At 59.1% G+C, this 19057-nt stretch carries 22 protein-coding genes; 7 read left to right on the top strand and 15 right to left on the bottom strand.

Annotated features, from left to right (window positions below):
• Positions 1-11 precede the first annotated feature (11 nt).
• The 3 genes from QQJ98_RS01465 (at position 12) to QQJ98_RS01455 (ending at position 2637) form a co-directional block, all read left to right on the top strand.
• Complete coding sequence (locus QQJ98_RS01465; protein WP_284323540.1) at positions 12-377, top strand: hypothetical protein; 366 nt, start codon at positions 12-14, stop codon at positions 375-377.
• 242 nt (positions 378-619) lie between these two features.
• Positions 620-1018 carry an XRE family transcriptional regulator gene (locus QQJ98_RS01460; protein WP_284323539.1) on the top strand — a complete coding sequence of 133 codons (399 nt, stop codon included), beginning with the start codon at positions 620-622 and terminating at the stop codon, positions 1016-1018.
• 515 nt (positions 1019-1533) lie between these two features.
• Positions 1534-2637, top strand: coding sequence for a Fic family protein (locus QQJ98_RS01455; protein WP_284323538.1), 1104 nt, complete (start codon positions 1534-1536; stop codon positions 2635-2637).
• 74 nt (positions 2638-2711) lie between these two features.
• Here QQJ98_RS01455 and QQJ98_RS01450 read toward each other — a convergent pair whose 3' ends face one another.
• From QQJ98_RS01450 to QQJ98_RS01440, 3 genes are all read right to left on the bottom strand, one after another.
• Entirely contained in the window at positions 2712-2879 is a 168-nt protein-coding gene (locus QQJ98_RS01450; RefSeq protein WP_284323537.1) for a hypothetical protein, read from the bottom strand.
• A 66-nt stretch (positions 2880-2945) separates the two neighbouring features.
• Positions 2946-4535: a DUF6538 domain-containing protein gene (locus QQJ98_RS01445; RefSeq protein WP_284323536.1), complete on the bottom strand. Its 1590-nt coding sequence runs from the start codon at positions 4533-4535 to the stop codon at positions 2946-2948.
• Between the two features lie 269 nt (positions 4536-4804).
• Complete coding sequence (locus QQJ98_RS01440; RefSeq protein ID WP_284323535.1) at positions 4805-5593, bottom strand: DUF4394 domain-containing protein; 789 nt, start codon at positions 5591-5593, stop codon at positions 4805-4807.
• Positions 5594-5857: 264 nt separating this feature from the next.
• Here QQJ98_RS01440 and QQJ98_RS01435 point away from each other — a divergent pair, with 264 nt between their 5' ends.
• Together QQJ98_RS01435 and QQJ98_RS01430 are read left to right on the top strand one after the other, a co-directional pair.
• Positions 5858-6439 carry a sigma-70 family RNA polymerase sigma factor gene (locus QQJ98_RS01435; RefSeq protein ID WP_284323534.1) on the top strand — a complete coding sequence of 194 codons (582 nt, stop codon included), beginning with the start codon at positions 5858-5860 and terminating at the stop codon, positions 6437-6439.
• Between the two features lie 14 nt (positions 6440-6453).
• The gene (locus QQJ98_RS01430) at positions 6454-7176 is read left to right on the top strand and encodes an anti-sigma factor (RefSeq protein WP_284323533.1); all 723 of its coding nucleotides are present in this window, start codon (positions 6454-6456) and stop codon (positions 7174-7176) included.
• A gap of 12 nt (positions 7177-7188) precedes the next feature.
• Here QQJ98_RS01430 and QQJ98_RS01425 read toward each other — a convergent pair whose 3' ends face one another.
• The 8 genes from QQJ98_RS01425 to mbfA all read right to left on the bottom strand — a co-directional run bounded on the left by QQJ98_RS01425 (position 7189) and on the right by mbfA (position 13723).
• Positions 7189-8106: an ornithine cyclodeaminase family protein gene (locus QQJ98_RS01425; protein ID WP_284323532.1), complete on the bottom strand. Its 918-nt coding sequence runs from the start codon at positions 8104-8106 to the stop codon at positions 7189-7191.
• Entirely contained in the window at positions 8103-8729 is a 627-nt protein-coding gene (locus QQJ98_RS01420; RefSeq protein ID WP_431307772.1) for an HAD family hydrolase, read from the bottom strand. The genes QQJ98_RS01425 and QQJ98_RS01420 overlap by 4 nt, the downstream gene beginning before the upstream one ends.
• Positions 8701-9666 (bottom strand): DMT family transporter, encoded by a 966-nt coding sequence (locus QQJ98_RS01415; RefSeq protein WP_284323531.1) that lies wholly within the window; start codon positions 9664-9666, stop codon positions 8701-8703. The genes QQJ98_RS01420 and QQJ98_RS01415 overlap by 29 nt, the downstream gene beginning before the upstream one ends.
• Positions 9667-9714: 48 nt before the next feature.
• On the bottom strand, positions 9715-10167 hold the full coding sequence (locus tag QQJ98_RS01410) for a YaiI/YqxD family protein (RefSeq protein ID WP_284323530.1): 453 nt from the start codon (positions 10165-10167) through the stop codon (positions 9715-9717).
• Positions 10168-10177: 10 nt separating this feature from the next.
• The gene (locus tag QQJ98_RS01405) at positions 10178-10660 is read right to left on the bottom strand and encodes a CAP domain-containing protein (protein ID WP_284323529.1); all 483 of its coding nucleotides are present in this window, start codon (positions 10658-10660) and stop codon (positions 10178-10180) included.
• Positions 10653-11483, bottom strand: a complete 831-nt coding sequence (gene fghA / locus QQJ98_RS01400) for an S-formylglutathione hydrolase (RefSeq protein WP_284323528.1) — start codon at positions 11481-11483, stop codon at positions 10653-10655. Before fghA ends, QQJ98_RS01405 begins: the two co-directional genes overlap by 8 nt.
• Positions 11484-11522: 39 nt before the next feature.
• On the bottom strand, positions 11523-12449 hold the full coding sequence (locus QQJ98_RS01395) for an AEC family transporter (protein ID WP_284323527.1): 927 nt from the start codon (positions 12447-12449) through the stop codon (positions 11523-11525).
• A 296-nt stretch (positions 12450-12745) separates the two neighbouring features.
• Positions 12746-13723: an iron exporter MbfA gene (mbfA, locus tag QQJ98_RS01390; RefSeq protein WP_284323526.1), complete on the bottom strand. Its 978-nt coding sequence runs from the start codon at positions 13721-13723 to the stop codon at positions 12746-12748.
• A 161-nt stretch (positions 13724-13884) separates the two neighbouring features.
• On the opposite strand from mbfA, the gene QQJ98_RS01385 reads away from it, so the two are divergent.
• Together QQJ98_RS01385 and QQJ98_RS01380 are read left to right on the top strand one after the other, a co-directional pair.
• Positions 13885-14034, top strand: a complete 150-nt coding sequence (locus QQJ98_RS01385) for a hypothetical protein (protein ID WP_284323525.1) — start codon at positions 13885-13887, stop codon at positions 14032-14034.
• Between the two features lie 56 nt (positions 14035-14090).
• Positions 14091-14714 carry a TetR/AcrR family transcriptional regulator gene (locus tag QQJ98_RS01380; RefSeq protein WP_284323524.1) on the top strand — a complete coding sequence of 208 codons (624 nt, stop codon included), beginning with the start codon at positions 14091-14093 and terminating at the stop codon, positions 14712-14714.
• Here the strand turns inward: QQJ98_RS01380 and QQJ98_RS01375 are convergent.
• The 4 genes from QQJ98_RS01375 to QQJ98_RS01360 all read right to left on the bottom strand — a co-directional run bounded on the left by QQJ98_RS01375 (position 14711) and on the right by QQJ98_RS01360 (position 19009).
• Positions 14711-15949 (bottom strand): bifunctional folylpolyglutamate synthase/dihydrofolate synthase, encoded by a 1239-nt coding sequence (locus QQJ98_RS01375; RefSeq protein ID WP_284323786.1) that lies wholly within the window; start codon positions 15947-15949, stop codon positions 14711-14713. The two genes, QQJ98_RS01380 and QQJ98_RS01375, sit on opposite strands and share 4 nt — an antisense overlap.
• Before the next feature lie 23 nt (positions 15950-15972).
• On the bottom strand, positions 15973-16887 hold the full coding sequence (gene accD / locus QQJ98_RS01370; RefSeq protein WP_284323523.1) for an acetyl-CoA carboxylase, carboxyltransferase subunit beta: 915 nt from the start codon (positions 16885-16887) through the stop codon (positions 15973-15975).
• A gap of 119 nt (positions 16888-17006) precedes the next feature.
• Entirely contained in the window at positions 17007-17393 is a 387-nt protein-coding gene (locus tag QQJ98_RS01365) for an NYN domain-containing protein (protein ID WP_284323522.1), read from the bottom strand.
• Between the two features lie 590 nt (positions 17394-17983).
• Positions 17984-19009: an LLM class flavin-dependent oxidoreductase gene (locus QQJ98_RS01360; RefSeq protein ID WP_284323521.1), complete on the bottom strand. Its 1026-nt coding sequence runs from the start codon at positions 19007-19009 to the stop codon at positions 17984-17986.
• Between the last annotated feature and the right edge of the window lie 48 nt (positions 19010-19057).

Raw genomic sequence — 19057 nt, 5'->3', positions numbered from 1 at the left:
GGCGAGTCTAGATGCAAATCAGCGGTATGGATGAAGCGGAAAGCCAAACTGTGAAACACCATTTATCAAATCGGGCGAGTCACTACACCGAGCGTGCCGCTCTGATTGATTATTCGCAGCGCGCTGCCCAAAATCAAGCGCTATCGGTGCTTGATCTGTCTTTTCGCGTTCGGGTGATGGCAAACAGGACTCGTGAAAGTATTGAAATTAAAAGCTTGCCGGATCTGAACCGGCGAGCTTTTGTCATGCTGCGAAGATCGAGTTTAGGCAGCTTTCAGCTCGAGTTCCTCAATTTCATCCACTGCAACTACAGGACTTTTCATGTCCGCATATTCAGGTGTGGGCAGAGTGATCTCTTCTGGCTTCGTGGCCTTTGACGCCACGGGTCCCGGTCTTGGCATCGAGTTCTCGGTTGCTTGCTTCACGATGATAACCTCAGCAGCTGCGCCGATAACGACAGCGAAAGGGACGAGTTGGAGTTCAACTTCTGACACAACCTCTGACTTCATCCAGCTGCTCGGCATACAGTATTTTCTATTTATAACAGATGTTTACGGCGGTCATGTCACCGCATCCACCGCTATAAATAGGTCATGAAAATTGATAACAGGACGAGATCATGACCATCAAACCGCACAAAGACACCGCGCTCGCGAAGTTCCTCCAGGTGCGCATCCTCGAGTTGAAGCCCAAGACTCAGGCCGAGATCGCGCATGAGGCCGGGTTTCTGAATGCAAACGTTCTCTCGATGCTGCGCTCTGGCAGCACCAAGCTGCCACTCGACCGTGTTCCGGCCCTCGCGCTTGCACTGGACTGCGACCCGGCACGCCTTCTGCGGCTTGCACTCGGTCAGGCTGTCGGTGACACCGCTGCAACTGCGATCGTCGAGATTATGGGAACGCCGATCAGCGCGAACGAACGGGCTTGGATCGAGGAAATCCGCAGCGCCACCGAAGACAGTGATCCGCTTGTCACCGCCCGGTCCCGCACAGCACTGCGCGGGATTTTCGGCAAATGACACGCAAGATGTTCGAAGGCTTCGTAGCGCCGCAAGATGGCTCGCTCACCAAGGCAGAGGAAGGCTGGGTCGAGTTCCTTAGGGTGATTTGCTTTGATAGCGTGCCGCCACCAAGCCTTGAAGTTGTGCAGGCGCTCCGGGGCGCGTTGGATCACCAGAGAAGGCTCCGCGGAAGGGACTGGGAGGTGAAAACAAGAGCAACACCATAACCATATCCATATTCGTCACCGCGCTATCGCAACAAACCAGTTCGTTTATGATCCAACTGGTTGACACCGTAACTAAATTGCGTTCGTCCGTGTCAACCAACCCCCGCAATTCAGCAAAAGATGAGGAAATGCTAGTCGGTGACGGGCTATTTGTCAGAGCAAGAAAAACTAAAAAGACCATTTTGGTTGACAGGAGGTTATGGGCCCGCCGAGCCAGACCTTCATGTTATCCAAACAGCCCTTTCGCGAACATGTTCACTGTGTCATGTTAGAAAAATCCAGATTTTCGAACACGTCGAGTGCAACATGTTAAAACCGACATACAAGCTGCCGACCATGCCGCCTGATGTGACACTGGAAACAGTGGCCGTGCTGAAAGCGCTCAACCGGGCGTCCCGAGCACTGGCAGACCTCAAAGGCCACGCTAAGACGATCCCGAACCAAGGCATCCTGATCGACACGCTGGCGCTTCAGGAGGCGAAGGCGTCATCCGAGGTCGAGAACATTGTCACCACCCAGGATGAGCTGTTCCAGGCCGATGTGTTTCCCGACGAGCCCCCGTCCCCGGCTGCCAAAGAGGTTGCACGCTATCGCGACGCGCTGCGCCTCGGTCACAGCAGGTTGCAAGAGACTGGCGGTCTGATCCCGAACTCGACCTTGATCGACATGTTCAGGCTGCTGAAAGACCGCAGCGACGGCTTCCGCGCAACCCCCGGCACCGCGCTGAAGAACGAACGCAGCGGAGAGGTCGTCTTCGTGCCGCCGCAGGACCCGAACGAGATCGTGGCGCTGATGACGGCGCTGGAGCGGTTCATCAACGACGATGAGATGTCCAGCCTGGATCCGCTGATCAAGATGGCACTGATCCACCATCAGTTCGAGAGCATTCACCCATTTCCGGACGGCAACGGCCGGATCGGCCGCATCCTGAACGTGCTCTACCTGACCCGGACAGGCCTGCTGGATATTCCGGTGCTCTACCTGTCGCGGCACATTACGCGGCACAAGGCTGACTATTACCGGCTCCTTCAAGCAGTCCGTGACGACGGCGCGTGGGAAGACTGGGTTATCTTCATGCTCGATGGCGTGGCCGAAACAGCGGCTACGACCCTACGGCTGGTCGAGGGTATCGGCGATCAGATGCGCGCCGCCAAGCACCGGATGCGCGCCGAGTTGCCGAAGCTCTACAGCCAGGAACTGCTGAACAACCTCTTCCGCCACCCCTACACACGGATCGACTACGTCCTGAACGATCTGACAGTCGCCCGCCAGACCGCAGCCCGATACCTCGACACGTTGGCCGAACACGGCTTTGTCGAGAAGCACCGCGCAGGCAAAAACAACTACTACGTCAACACGGGCTTGGTGCAGCTGCTGATGACTGTGTCTGAGGAAGAACTGAACATCTGAACTTTAGCGCGACGCAGTCTAACACCATATACACATCGTCACCTGCCTAAGAATTCCGGCGACTTCTGGACAGCTCACCCTCCATTTAGAGACGGCACCAGATGATCGAGGAAGAGACCCGGATAGGCAATCGCATTTACCAGTTCTACGCGCTGCTCCAGCATACCCTGTGGCATGATGCCGTAGCGGCCAGTCATGGATTGTTCTGTGTGACCCAGAATGAAGCCGAACTGATTGTCCAAATAACCTGCCCTTCGCAAAGCATCTGCGGCACCATGCCGGAAGGAATAAAGCTTGAGGCCAGGTGCTTACTTCAGGCCAATGCGCGCCAGATACTTGCCAAACTCACGCGAGAAATCTGCCATCATCTGACCTCGCTCATTCCTTTTTGCGCCAGGAAAAAGTTGCTTGTCTCCAGCTTCAACACGCTCGGCATGGTATTTGAGCAACCCAAGGCGCACTAGTTCAGGATGTATGGGGATTACCCGCATTGAACCTTGCGTTTTGACCGACTTCCCCTCGCTGTGGGTTTCGCCCTCAATGGTGATGTGCATAAACCACTGCCCCTGCTGTTGGCGCAAGTCGCTGACAGCGAACTGACCAATCTCTCCGGGCCTCGCACCGGAGAAAAGCATTATAAGCGGCACCCAAAAGCGGTGATCGCGGATCAACACATCTCCGGGCCGTGAGATTAATCGCCACTCGGTCTCGCTCTGTGCTCCTGCGAACAACGGCGATGTGAACAGGATGTTCATCTGTTCGCTCGTGAAGGGCAACGTCGTGGCTCGACGTTCCTTCGGCAAGGCCATACCCGTGCAGGGATTTGCCGGAATGTAGCCGTTTACCTCGGCCCATGAACAGAACGCAGAGAGGCTCGACAGATAGCGATTCACAGTCCTGTCGGACAACACCTGCCGCTTTAGCTCATCATTCGCCATAACGATCTGGCTAATGCTCATCCCGCGAAACGCTACAACCTCTGTCGCACGCACTGGATACTTCATCAAAAGCGCCTTCCACTCGCGAACATGCTTTTTATTGATTTTCGCCACAGGAAACCCGGGGCCGACCGTCTCAATAAAGATGCCAATGTCGCGACATGACTCGTTCATTCGGCTTTTAGAGACGTTCCTCGGATTTTCCTTCTTAAACGCTTTCACTGCCTCAGCAATGCTTTCTCCAACGACAGCAATTTCAGCCGTAGCTCGTCGTTCAAGAGTTGGTGGCTTCACAAGCACATCACGGGGGAGCCCTGAGAAGTCGCCTTGGTCGCGCTCCAGCGTGCGCTCCAAGGCGTCGATCTCCGCACGCATCATGCGCCGAGCGAGGCTCACCCAGTCAGGGGTTGAAGGCTCCACAAACAAGCGATTCACGCGCAGATATTCATCGACTTCATGTGCGATCAGCGCAGTTTCGCCCTTCGCAAGGTGCTTTCGCATCTCAGTCAATTTGACAGTGCGAGCCGTAGTAGATAGCTCCCCGGCCCTCTGAGCAACCTGCAATTCGATTGTCGCCTCCAAGATGGACAGTGGGTCGATCCCCTTGAACTCGCCCCTTTCCACGCGCCCCAGCAAATCAGCTCTCATGGCTTCGATTCCTGCTTCTCCTGGCATCTGCGACCGCTCAACTTCATCACGCTCCAAAACTGCTTTGTGATGATCCCAAACGGCGTGTTCGCGGTCCGCGTCGACCAAGGCCCGACGGGTGCGCAAATCGTCGAACTCGCGTTGCCACTCGGCAATCACAGGCCATAGTCTGAGCTTTGCCTGCCCCAGATCCTTAGTTTTGAGCGACAGCTTCCTCGTCTGTGTTTTGAGGACCGTCACGAGGTCTTCTGGCACATCAATGCGCGCATAGTAGACGGAACCGCGCTTGCTCAGATGAGAAATGTGGCCCATAATACTCTCCAAAGATCACCCTCCGAGACACATGCCCGGAACAGTCGACCGGAACACTGATTTTACTATAAAGTGCTTGTAGTCAATAGGTTGAGTTAGATCAAAAGGTTGAGTGAAACCGGGTTATGTTCCTCTCGCTCCGACCAAATTTTTCCCGACATATCATCATCATACAGCGCGCGGCAGGCACTGGCTTAACCGCCTCATTGCAGCACAACCAAAGCTGCAAGAAAGCCCCGGCACGGCGTCCGCACCGGGGCCTATTGGGATTACATCGCTGGCATCACGGTGAAATCGGTCAGATCGCCCTCGATGCCTTCCAGTTTGCCGACTTCGGTGGCAGCCCCAGTTTCAAGATTGACGGTGTAGAGTGTGCTGGCAGCGATCAACCAAGCGGTGTTGGTGCCATCCGCCGCGGTTTGGATATCAAACGCCGGAGTGGTGTCATCCATCGTGATGCCCAGCTTGCCCACTGCCGCCAAAGTGCCGTCGTTTGGTTTGGTCTGGCGAATAAGCGCGCCGATCTTGGTGTCGATGTCATACATCGCGGTCGCTTCGGGCTTGCCGTAGGCGTTGGTGTAAGCGGCAGCGGCGATCATCGGGGCTTCACCGGCATGCATATCGGCGGCCTCATAGGCAAGGCTGCCATCGACGGTGACTTCTCCGGTGTCCACATTGACGCGGTGATTGGTGGTGCCCGTCATCAGCCGCAGTTTATCCGCCATCGGGTTGAAATCGACCACAACCGGCGTGTCCGCCATCGGCAGCGGCGTGCTCAGCGTCGACAATGCCGTGGCAGCCCCGGTTGCCGGATCAATGGTGACAACCTTGCCATCCGCCGTGACCCCGACCAGCGTTTTGTTTGACGGGCGCAGATCAAGACCAACCAACGGCCCCGCGCCGCTGACCTCAACCATTGACACTTTGGCCGGTGTATCGGTGTCAAACATCACCAGCGTGCTGCCTCCGACCAAACCCACAACCGGGGCCGCAAATGCGACGGTTGCGGAAAGGCCAAAAGCCATGCCTGCGTAAAGAGCTGTGCGAGACGTGTTCATCGTAAGGTCCTTCCAGTGCTGGACTGGCATCATGCCATCCTTGACCCAAAGACACGCCAGCCCCCCGCTTTGGATGCAGCCCCGCTGAATTTTATTTCGCTTTGCATCCAAATGCCCCTGCAGCGTGTCATTAAGACAAGCAGCGGAGCCAGAAAAACAATGCAGGAACTGGACCATAACCACCTCGCCGTGCAACGATGCAAGCCAATGCCCCCTTTGCGCGCAGCCGGGGGCCAATCGCTTGGGCTGCAAGGAGGACCGTGTATGACTCTATCCCCGGCCCCCCGGCCAGATGCCGATGATCACGCCACAGATGATCTGACGGCGGCGCTTGCTGGCTGTGCCGCTGGCGATCAGGCAGCGCTGCGGCTTATTCTGGATCAGGAAGGCGGGCGGATGCTGGGCATTGCGCAGCGCATGTTGCACCGCCGTGATCTGGCCGAAGAAGCCGTGCAGGATGCCTTGGTGCAAATCTGGCGCAAGGCGCAGCAGTTTCGCGCGGGGGAAGGCGCGCCGCGCGCTTGGATCTTTGCCGTGCTGCGCAACCGCTGCCTGAATATCCTGCGCGACGGCAAGCGGCTTTCCACGCTGGCCCCCGACGATCTGACCGCGATGCAAGACGCGCGCTTGCAGTCGGTTGGCGCGGGTTGGGACAGGCTTGGCGACAAAGTGGCGCTGAAAGACTGTTTGGCGGTGCTAGAGCCGCCAACCCGGCATGCGATCCTGTTGGCCTATATCGGCGGCTATAGCCACGGCGAGATTGCCGCGCTGCAATCGGTGCCGCTGGGCACCTGCAAATCCTGGATCCGCCGAGGCTTGGATGCACTGCGGGGGTGCCTGTCATGAATCAGGATTCTGTCATGAACCAAGATTTAGACACCCGCGCCGATGCTTATGTGCTTGGCCTGTTGGATGAAACGGCTTTGGCCGATCTGGAACAGGCATTGGCCGATGACACTGCTTGGCGCGCAGCCGTCACCCGCGCCCGCGACAGGCTGCTGCCGCTCGACATGACCGCCGCGGTCGTGCCGGGTGCCGCGCGGCTTTGGGATGGCATTGCGGCACAGCTTGGCCGCCAAGACGCCGCCCCCGCGCCAAATATTCCGCCGTCCCTGCCGCCGCAAACACCGCAGCCCGCCAACCTGCAAACCGCGCCGCGTCGCTGGTTGCAGCTGGGCTTGGTCGCCTCGGTCGCTTTGTGCATCGGCACGGTTTTTGGCGGCAATTGGTTCACAGCCGAGCCTGTGGTGATCGCCGTGCTGATGGATGACAAAGGTGCGGCAACAGCCATAGTCGAGGATTTTGGCAGCGAAAACGCCCGCATCCGCTTCGTCAATGCCGTCTCCGTGCCCGCTGGCCGTCAGATGCAAGTCTGGACCCTGCCCTCGGCCGAGATGGGGCCAGTGTCCTTGGGCCTGTTGCAGACGGCCAGCACCGAGGGCCTGCACCCGCCCGCGCTGCCGCGCCCTATCGCGGGCCAATTGTATGAAATCACACTGGAACCCGAAGGCGGCTCGCCGACCGGGCGGCCAACCGGGGTCATCCTTGCCAAGGGGCTTGCCGCCCTTCAAACTGGCACTTAGGGCGGGGCCGCGTCAGCGCTGCCGCCAGCAGTCCAGAATATAGGCCGAGGTCATCAGATCCAGATGCGCGCCGCCACCGTTCTTGGCGACGGTGATTTCATCATCGCTGCGCCGGGTATAAAGCCCCTGCGCGATGTCGTAAAAGTCGGCCTTCACATCGGCCTCGGTGATGGTCCCATTGGCAATCGGGTCGATCAACTCGCCAATATGGTGGATCGTCGTCGCCCGCGCATCGACGAATACCGACGCGCGCTGCATCACCGCATCGTCGGCCTCGCGCATCGCCGGGGTATATGCGCCGATCAGGTCGATATGCTGACCCGGTTGCAGCCATGCGCCTTTTATCAGCGGCGCTTTGCTCATCGTGGCCGAACAGATCACATCCGCGCCGCGCACCGCTGCCTCCAGATCGCTGACCGCCGTAACCCTTGGGTCAGCCGCAGCCATCGCTTCTGCCCCGGCGGGCGAACGGTTCCAGATGCTGAACCGCGCATCGGGGAACAGCGAAGAATAAGCCTCGACCATTGATCGCGCCACCGTTCCGGCACCAATCAGCAGGATATTGCGGCTGTCTTTGCGCGCCAGTTTGCTGGCTGACAGCAGGCTGTCGCCAGCGGTTTTCCACTTGGTCACAAGGTGGAAATCAACCAATGCCTCCAACGCGCCGGTGGTATCGTTGAACAGATTGACTGCGCCGTGGATGCTGGGCAGACCACGCGCAGCATTGCCCGGCACCACATTGGCGACTTTCACCAGCGCACCCAGACCGTCGATCCAAGCCGCACGATCCAGCATCGTATCCGACCCGCGCAGCAGCAAAAGGTCGCTGATCTTGGCCTTTGGCAGCCGGTGTCCAGCCTCGATCGCCGCGCACAGACCCTGCCACGACAGCAAGGCTTCGGCCTCTGGCCCAACGATTTCAATGCTCATAACCCTGCCTCTGTTTTGGTCAGCAAGCCCTCGGCGACCAAACGGCCCGCCCAGCCTTGCCAGCTTTCAAATTGATGCGTGCGCCACCCGCGCCGCGCCGCCGCAACTATATTTTCGGGTTTGTCATCGGTGAACAACAAATCCTGCGGCGCGATGCCGCAATCCTCCTCAACCATCTGATAAATCAGCGGATCAGGCTTGATCACGCCCATTTCACCCGAAACATAATGACGGTCGAAATCGGCCAGAAAATCCATCTTTGGCAGGGCTTCTTGAAACGAATAGCGGCCAAAATTGGTCAACGCAAACACCGGAATTCCCTTGGCGCGCAAGGCCCGCTGCAAGGCAATGCTGCCCTCGATGCGGGGCGAGGCAAGCTCGATCCAGCGATCATACCACATGCGGATTTCGTCGGCCCAATCCGGGTGGCGGTCGGCCCATTCATAGATCGTCTCGCGGAACAAAGCGCCTTCATCGACGCGGTCGTTCATCCCATGCAGATCGACCGCCGCGAACAACGCCTGCCTGCGCTCGGCACCAATCGCCCGGTCATAAAACGCCTCGGGCTGCCAGCGCGTCAGCACATTGCCAATGTCAAATATCACCGCTTGGGGCTGCAACATCCAGATCCTTCTTCTTGCGCACCGTCTCACGCCACAGGGTATAAAGCCCCGCACCGCAGATCAACGCAATCCCCACCCAAGCGATATGGTCGGGCACGGTGCCAAACACCACCACCCCCCAGAAAATCGCCATCGGCATGCCGATATATTCAAACGGTGCCACCAGTGCTGCTTCGGTGGTCCGATAGGCCTGCGACATCATCAAACCGCCAACGCCCACCGCAACGCCCGTCGCCAGAAACGCCCACCAATCCGCCATCGGCGGCGTGTGCCATGGGCGGAACAGGAACTCCCATGTGCTGCCCGGCGCTTGCGCCAAATGGCCATCGCCGCCAATAAAACCAAAGCTGAGGCTGACGATGATAAAGCCGATTTGCACAAAGAAATTCAACGTCATAGCGCTTTCGGTGCCACGCATCCTCCGCGTCATCATATGGCTTGAGGCATAGCAAAACGCCGAGATCAGCACCAGAATCGCCGCAGGCTGGATGATCCCCGCCCCCGGCCGCGTCATGATCACCACGCCCAACATCCCCACCGCCACAGCCGCCCAGCGCCTTGGCCCGACCTGCTCGCGCAAAATCAACGCCGACATCAGCGTGACAAACAAAGGCGCCACAAACGCCGTCGCCACCGCATCCGCCAACGGCATCAGCGACAGCCCGACAAAATAGGTCACATTCGAGCACATCACGATGCAGACCCGGAACAGATGATCCAGCGGCCGCTTGGTCAGCAACTGCCGAAAGCCACCGCCCGACACCCAGATCACCCCCAGCACAATTGCCAGACTGATGATCGCACGCAACAAGATCACCTGATGCAGCGCATAAGTCCCCGACAACGCCTTGATCGCCAGATCATTGACCGAAAGCACGATCCCGCCGCCAAGCGCAAAGAAGATGCCGGTATTGGGTTTTTTCGACGTATCAGACATGCCTTAAATTTGCGCAAGGCACCGGGCAAATCTATCGCAGCCGCGACATCACAGCTTCGCTTGCCGCACAACCCGCTCTAAAACTTCCAGAAACCGACTGCGATCCGCCTTCGAGAAAGGCCGCCCACCGCCCTGCCGAAACGGATCAGCGCTGCGCAAATCCTGCATCAGATCCCGCGTCGCCAGCACATTGCCGATGTTCGCCCCGGTCAATTCCTCGCCATTGTGCTTGACCACTTTCGCCCCCGCCGCCACGCATTTCGCGGCCAGCGGAATATCCCCGGTCACCACCACATCGCCGACACCGCAAGCCTCGGCGATCCATTTATCGGCCTCATCCGGGCCAGCCGCGACAAACACGCTTTCCACCAGCGGATTGGCGCTTGGCCGGATACCGCCATTCGACACCAGAATCATCCGCATCTGATGCCGCGTGGCCACCCGCTCTGCCTCGGCTTTCACCGGGCAGGCATCGGCATCAATGAAAATCCGACCACTCATTCCAACACGCTCATGGTCGCGCGAACACCTGAACCCAGTAATATTTCATCGCATAACTCTGGCCCTTCAAGGGCTTGTCATCCGGCTGATAGACCACCGCAATTCCGGTTTCGGTCAGCGCGCAATCCAGAATATTCTTGCGATGCCCCGCACTGCCCAGCCAATCCTTCATGATCCCGGCGGCCGAGGATTGCCCCGCGCCGATGTTTTCCGCGACCTTGCTATAGCGATAGCCCTGCGCCTTGATCCGCCCCGAGAATTTGCCGCCATTCTTGCTGGCATGGCCGAAGAAATTCTGCTCGGCCATCGCCCGCGCATGCCCCCGTGCCGCTGTCTCCAGCTTGGTGTTCGTGGTCAGCGCGCTACAGCCCGCGCTTGCACGCGCCTGATTGACCGCCGCCAACACCTGATCTTCGGCAGCACCAGCCCAGACCGGCCCTGCCAAACCTACCGGGCCTGCCAAACAAGCCAATACCAGTGCAAGTTTACGCATTAAGCGCCCCCGCGTGAAACGCCACATGCTCTTCCATGAACGTGCTGACGAAGAAATAGCTGTGATCATAGCCCTTCTGCATCCGAAAACTGCCGCCCTGACGCCGCTCTGCCATCGCGCCCGCCAAAGCTTCGGGCTTCAACAGATCAAGAAATTGATCGCTGGTGCCCTGATCAATCAGCATCGGACCATCAAAGCCGCGCTTTTTCATCAACAGCGTTGCGTCATGCGCGGCCCAACTTGCCTCATCTGGCCCCAGATAGGCTGCAAATTGCTTGCGGCCCCAATCACTTGCCGTCGGATTGCAGATCGGCGCAAAGGCCGATACCGACCGGAACCGCCCCGGAAAGCTCATCGCGATGGTCAGCGCCCCATGCCCGCCCATCGAGTGGCCCGAAATCGACTGCGCCGCTTCGGCAATCGGAAACGCCTTGAACAATTCGCGCGGCAGCTCTTCCGTCACATAATCCCACATGCGGAAATTCTTGTCCCACGGGCTTTGCGTTGCGTTCACATAGAACCCCGCGCCCTGCCCCAAATCATAGGCCGCGTCATTCGGCACATCTTCGCCGCGCGGGCTGGTATCGGGGAAGATCAGCGCGATGCCGACCTCTGCCGCCCACCTTTGCGCGCCCGCCTTCACCATGGCATTTTCATGCGTGCAGGTCAGCCCTGACAGATACCACAGCACCGGCACCAGACCTTCTTCGGCCTCGGCAGGCAAAAACAGCCCAAAGGTCATATCGGTTCCGGTGGCGTCCGAAGCATGGCTATACACGCCTTGCACGCCGCCAAACGCCCGGTTTTCGGAAATGGTTTTCATCGTCTTGCCCCTTTAGCCCATCTTATTTTCGCAGGCCGTTCAGCCCGTCACAAACGCAATCACCGCCGTCACACTCAGCACCGATGCGGCGGTCGAGATCAGGATAGCGGTCGATACCCGCTGCGGCGCCACCCCGAAATGCTGCGCCAGAATGAACACATTTCCCGCCACAGGCAAAGAGGCCGCCGCCACCATCACACCCGCCGCATAACGCTCCACCGGGAAAATCACCAGCGCGGCCAACGCCACTGCCGCGGGATGCAGCACCAGCTTGGCAAAACTCAGCCAAGCCGCCACCTCCAGCCGCTCTGCACTGCGCCCGGCAAGGCTCGCGCCAATCGCAAACAGCGCGCAGGGTGTCGCCGCAGCCCCGAGCATGGTCATGAATTCGTTCACTGGCACCGGCAGCGCCCATCCGGTCGCCCCCCAAGCCATTCCCAACACCACCGAAACGATCATCGGGTTTTTCAGCAGGCCAACGCCCAGCACCTGAAAGATGCCCCATGACATCCGCCCCTCGCGCAGGCCCACCACAACCAGCGTCAGAACGGAGGTGAACACCAACAAATCCACCGCCAGCACCAACAGCACCGGCCCCACCGCCGCGCGCCCCAAAAGCAGCGTCAGCATCGGGATACCCAGAAAACCGACATTGCCGATGATGCCGGTATGCGCCTCAAACACCGCGACTTCGGGCTTCGCGCCGCGCAGCAGCGCCACCCCCGCCACGATAGCCCACACAAGGCCCGAGGCCAGAAAATACGCCCAGACAAACGCCCATGAGAACACGTCGCTCAGGTCCAGATTGGCGGCAAAGCCAAACAGCATCGCCGACAGCGCAAAGTAGAACACAAATTTCGTCAGATAAGCCGTGGCCTCGGCGCTGAAAAACCGCAGCCGCCCCGCGCCGTAGCCAAGGCCAATCACCGCAAAGAACGGCAGAGTTTTCAACAGGATCGCAAGCATGGGGTCAGAGTTTCACGCGCGCCCGCCCAGCACAAGCCCAGATGGTGCGGCCAGCAGGTTGAGGCTGAAAACTCTGAACAAATCGTTAATTTTTGAAAATTTCCGGCATATCCATTTGATTTGAAAGCAATATATTCTGTCCCCGCGGGGACAGAATTAGCCCCCGTCCCCGTGGGGACAAATCTAAACGCCCGTCCCCGTGGGGACAAATCTAAACGCCCGTCCCCGTGGGGACAAATCTATACGCCTGTCCCCGCGGGGACAGATTTCAAACCTGTCCCCGCGGGGACAGACCCTCAACCGCCCCCAATCAGCACCCCGGTGGCAAATACCAAAGCGCCGCCCACAACCACCTGCAAGGCCGCCCGCAAAAACGGCGTTTCCATGAACTTGTTCTGAATCCACGCAATCGCCCACAATTCCACGAACACCACCACCATCGCGATCGTGGTCGCCGTCCAGAAATCCGGGATCAGATAGGGCAAAGCATGGCCGAGCCCCCCCACCGCGGTCATCACCCCCGAGGCCAACCCCCGCTTGAACGGAGAACCCCGCCCCGAAAGCACCCCATCATCATGCGCGGCCTCGGTGAACCCCATCGAGATCCCCGCCCCCAAGCTGGCCGCCAAGCCCACCAGAAACGTCGTCCAGGTATTCTGGGTCGCAAAAGCCGTCGCAAAGATCGGCGCAAGGGTGGAAACCGACCCATCCATCAACCCCGCCAACCCCGGCTGCACCCAAGTCAGGATAAACTGCCGCTTGGCCACCTTATCCTCACCCGCGCGCACCTGCGGTCCAACCAACTCCGCGCCCAAATGATCGGCATGTTTTTCATGCCCCGCCTCTGCAGCCGCCAAATCCCCCAGCAATTTCCGCGTCGCCGCATCAGATGTCCGCGCCGCCGCCCGCGCATAAAACGACGCCGCCCCCGCCTCCATCGCGCGGGCCTCGTCGCGGATTCGCTCCAGCCCCAGGTTTTCAGTCAACCAAACCGGACGCCGCGCAAAGAACCCCGCCACATGTTCGCGCCGGATCAATGGGATAACCGAGCCAAACCGCACCACATGCAAATCAATCAGCATCTGACGGTGGCCGTCCTCCTCAGCTGCCATCTCATCGAAAACCGCGGCAGAACCCGGATAATCCACCCGCAACCCATGCGCATAACTGCGATAAATCCGCGCGTCATCCTCTTCCGAGGAAATCGCCAGCGCCAACACCTCTTGTTCCGTCAAATCCGAAAAGCGCCTGCGGTTTGAAATGCCAATGCCCATGCTCACCTCAATCTGGAATCATTCTAAATATGCGCAAACCTCAAGGATTGCCAAGTCCAAAACTGAATCTGAACTCAACAGTTCAAAATACTCTTGCCAAACTGAACGAATCGGTTCATTTACATATCTGAACCGTTCAGTTCAAAACAAAGGAACCCATGATGACCCGCTTTGCTGCTGCCCTGTTGCTTTCGCTTGCCGCCGCCACCCAAGCCTCTGCCTTCTCGATGAACGTCAATCTGCCCGACCTGACCTTCCCGCCCAGCACCACCACGATCTCGGCGCAAAATGCCATCCAGCCCAACAAGTGACCAACCGCTTGCCCGCCCCCCTTTGGCCGCTGTAGACTAGCGCCAAGGGGGACAGCATGACTGCCAAGCCGCAACTGATCGTCAAAGGTCGCAAGTTCGATCAAGTGCTGGAAGGCGCGCGCATCGTGTTCATGCGCGACGGGTTCGAGCGCGCCTCTGTTGATGATATCGCGCGCGAAGCTGGGGTGTCGAAAGCCACGCTTTACGCCTATTTCCCCGATAAACGCCTGCTTTTCCTTGAAATCGCCAGCGCCGAATGTCGCCGTCAAGCCGCCGATGCCGAATCCGACATTGACCGCGATGCGCCGATTGACGTGGTTTTGCGCGTGGCGGCGCAGCGGATCACCGCTTTTATGCTGTCGGATTTCGGTCAGCGCATCTTCCGCATTGCCGTCGCAGAATCAGAGAATTTTCCCGCCGTCGCGCACGAATTCTACCACTCGGGGCCGAAACTGGTGAAAGACCGGATCGCTGAAGCCCTGCGCTGCGCGACTGAACGCGGCGAATTGGTGATCGACGACATTCCCTTTGCCGCCGCCCAATTCGCGCAGCTTTGCAAAGTGGATATTCAGGATAGGGTGATCTTCACGCCGCAGCCCTGCTGCACCAAAGCCGACACCACCCGCGTGATTGAGGGGGCGGTGTCGATGTTCATGGCGCGCTATGGGGCGAAAACCTAGCTGTTCTCGCGCAGAACGCCGCCCGCCAGATACAACGAGCCACAAATCAGCACCCGCGCATGAGGCGAGGCCGCTGCGATTGCGGCCAAAGCCTGCGCAACCGAAGCGGCGACCACCGCATCCATGCCCACCGCAGCCGCAGCATCGCGGGTTTCTTCAGCCGGCAATGTGTTCTTTTCACCCGGGATAGACACAGCATGCAGACGGGTCACCTGAGACGCCAGCGGTGCCATATAGCCGCGCACATCTTTTGTGTTCAGCATGCCGCAGATCAAATGGGTTTCGCGTTCTGGCATCCGCGCCAAAGTGGCCGCCACGGCAGCCCCGCCAGCCGGGTTGTGCCCGCCATCCAGCCACAATTCCACGCCCGGCGCAGACTCGACCAGTGGCCCGACCCGCAGCCGCTGCATCCGCGCGGGCCAGAAGGCTTTGGTCACCGCCGCCTCGCACGCCGCCGCATCCTTGCCCAACGCCCGCAAAGCCGCAATCGCAGCGCCCGCATTCTGGATCTGAAACGGCCCCGGCAGGTTCGGCAATGGAAGATCAAGAAGGCCATTTTCGTCCTGATAAACCAGCCGCCCGCGTTCTTCCCAAGCGCTCCATTGCTGACCAAAGGCCAACACCGGGCTGCCCAGCCGCGCCGCCCGAGCTTCGATCACCGCCATCCCGGCGCCATCTTGCGGGCCAATAACGCAAGGCACGCCGCGCTTGATAATCCCGGCCTTTTCGCCCGCAATCTCGGCCAAGGTTTCGCCCAGATATTGCTGATGGTCGATCGACACCGGTGTGATCACCGTCAACACCGGGTTTGCCACCACATTGGTCGCATCAAGCCGCCCGCCAAGACCAACCTCCAGCAAGGTATAATCCGCGTGCACGCGGCTGAACGCGAGGAACGCCGCGCAGGTGGTAATCTCAAAAAACGTGATTTCATCCGGGCCGTTTGCGATCACACATTCGTCCAGCAAATCGGTCAGCGCTTGTTCCGAGATCAGCTCACCCGCAAGCCGGATCCGCTCATGAAACCGCGCCAGATGCGGCGAGGTATAGGCATGCACCAGACTGCCGCCCGCCTCAAGCCCGGCGCGGATCATCGCCTGAGTGCTGCCTTTGCCATTGGTCCCGGCAATGTGGATCACTGGCGGCACGCGGCGTTCGGGGTTGCCCAAAGCGGCCAACAGCCGTTCAACCCGATCCATCACAAGGTCGATCACCTTGGGATGCAACGACATCATCCGCTCCAGAACGGCGTCAGAGCTCACGCTTTGGCCTCGGCTGCCTCGGCGATCTCGCCCGGGGGCGGCAGATCGCCCTTCACTGCCGGACTTTGCCGCATCAGCATGCGCAAGATCGTCACCAACTCTTCGCGCAGGGCTTTGCGATGCGTCACGCGGTCCAGCATACCATGGTCGAGCAGATATTCCGCGCGCTGGAAACCTTCGGGCAGCTTTTCGCGGATCGTTTGTTCAATAACCCGCGGCCCTGCGAAACAGATCAGCGCATTGGGTTCGGCAATCTGCACATCGCCCAGCATCGCATAAGACGCCGTTACGCCGCCGGTGGTCGGATGCGTCAAAACCACGATGTAGGGCAGACCCGCCTCTTTCAGCATCTGCACCGCAACGGTCGTGCGCGGCATCTGCATCAGGCTCAGGATGCCTTCCTGCATGCGAGCGCCCCCGGCCGCCGAGAACAGCACCAACGGTCGTTTGGTTGCCACCGCGCGCTGCGCCGCGGCGATGATGGCATTGCCGACATACATCCCCATCGAGCCTGCCATGAAGCTGAAATCCTGCGCCACAGCGATGATCGGCGTGCGGCCAACCTCACCTTCGGCAACCAACATCGCCTCGCGCTCGCCCGTCGCCTTCTGCGCCGTTTTCAGACGATCCGGGTATTTTTTCTGATCGCGGAATTGCAGGGGATCAACGACAGGCTCCGGCACTTTCACTTCGACAAACACGCCGACATCGAACAGCCCGGTAAACCGATCACGCGGGCTGATCGCCATATGATGCTCGCACGAGGTGCAAACGTTCAAATTCGCCGCAAGTTCGCGGTGAAACAGCATGGTTCCACATTCCGGGCATTTCGTCCAAAGGTTCTCGGGCACCTCGCGGCGCGAAAACAACGAGTTGATCTTCGGGCGGACGTAGTTGGAAATCCAGTTCATCGCGTGTCCTGCGGTAACATCGGTCTATCGTCAGATAGTCCGAGGGGGGCGGAAATGCAATCGCTGCAACGCCCGCGCGCACAGCGGCTGGCAGGGGTGGCCAGAAAGCTGCTGACGTTTTAGGCCATATCCAGCCAAAGCTGTCCATCTCGATACCCGCCCGCGATCACATGGCCGGGGGCGGCCACCTCGGGATGTGCGGTGCGCCAGTCGCGGAAGCGATCATTGCTGACAATCCGCGCGCCCAACGCCTTGGCCGAGGCAAGAATAACCGGATCGGCCGGGGTGCCTTTGTCGACGACCATGACCTGATCAGCGGGCAATCCCAATAGTTTGCCGAGGGCGTAATCGTGCCGATACTTCCCCGCCAGCTTGTAACCCGCGTTGGCATCGAACACCACGCCGGGCGCATAACCTGCAAACCGCAGCCTGTCGACCACCGCCTGCACCGCCTCAATCTGCGGCACGCCATCCTTCCAATGCATCACATTGGAACCGTCAATCACCACATATTTCTGTTTGGATTGCGGGCCCGCAAATAACTTGGGTTTTGGGCGCCCAAACAGCCTTCGACGGGTTGGTTTTGCATCTTGCGCAGAATGGGTATTGCGTCCGTGTTCTAAATCGCGCTGTGCCACGCCACGTCGCGCGTGCGCGCGCTGCAGCAGCCACAGGCTTGCCAGTAGAACCGGCCCCGCCAGCATGACCCAATCTTGCAAACCCGGCAGGGCAATTGCCGAAACCAGCCCGACCAATCCAGAAATTGCCAGTATACATGGCACAATCATCGCAACCCTCCGGCCCAAACGCCGACCTATTCAACCCAACGCAAAACGACGCGGCGTGAATCCGCCAAACCTGATCAGACCCTCAAATGCTTAAGAAACCCGTAATCGAATCGCCAAAACGGGCGACGCAGGCACGCCAGCGCCGACGGTCTAAACTTAAAGTTGCGCGCATATTGCGGTGAACTTACGCATAAATCTGGGCATTGCGATGGCTTCCGCGACGGACCTCGCCGGGTAGCAAAGCGGCGGCAAGATGTGCTGCCGCCGCTTTCTCGCGCTATAATCTTGCTGGACGACTAGCTGGACGACTAGGCAGCCAGCAGATCGTGCACCATTGGGATAACTTTCTCGCCATAAAGCTGGATGCATTTCAGCAACTGATCATGCGGTTGCGGCCCGGTGGCGTATTTCATGTCAAAGCGTTGGATTTTCAGATCCCGCATCGCGCCCGCAATCTTTTTCGCCACGGTTTCCGGCGAGCCTACATAAAGCGAGCCATGATGCACCTCTTCCAAGAACCGTTCTTTGGTTGTCGGCGGCCAACCACGTTCGCGCCCCAAACGACCAAACATGGTCTGGTAATGCGGCCAAAGCGCTTCCTGAGCGGCCTCATCCGTCTCGGCCACAAAGCCCGGCGAGTGAATCCCAATCGGTCGGACGGTTCTACCCAGCTGATCCACCGCCCGATGATAAAGGTCGATATAAGGCAAAAACCGCCGCGGATCGCCGCCAATGATCGCCAGCATCAGTTGCAAATCCTGCCGCACTACCCGCACCACAGATTCCGGGGAACCGCCCACGCCGACCCAAGTGGTCAGCGGCTTTGCGGTTGGCGGATAGACGATCTGATTGTTCAACGCAGTCCGGGTTTGCCCAGACCAAGTCAAACTGGGTTCGCGCACCAGTTTGGCGAAGATATCCAGCTTTTCCTCGAACAACAGCTTGTAATCATCCATCGCATAGCCGAACAACGGATAGCTTTCGGTAAAGCTGCCCCGGCCCAAAATCACCTCGGCCCGGCCGTTTGAGATCGCATTCAGCGTCGAAAAGCGTTGAAACACCCGGATCGGATCATCCGACGACAATACTGTGACAGCCGTCCCAAGATGGATTTTGCTGGTGCGCCCGGCAATCGCAGCCAAGATGACCTCGGGCGCCGAGATTGCGAAATCGGGACGGTGATGCTCGCCAAGGCCAATGAAATGCACGCCTGCCTGATCGGCAACCACGGCCTCTTCAACCACATCGCGGATTACCTGATCCATCGGTTTTTGCTGGCCATTGGCATCAACCGTCACGTCGCCAAAGGTATCAAGGCCCAATTCATACGTCATATCTGTCTCCTGAAGCACTGCCGGATGATCCCGCGATGCTTTTTGTTA

Source organism: Cypionkella aquatica, from assembly GCF_030161095.1.
Lineage (GTDB): Bacteria > Pseudomonadota > Alphaproteobacteria > Rhodobacterales > Rhodobacteraceae > Cypionkella > Cypionkella aquatica.
This window is presented reverse-complemented; position numbering and strand designations above follow the sequence as displayed.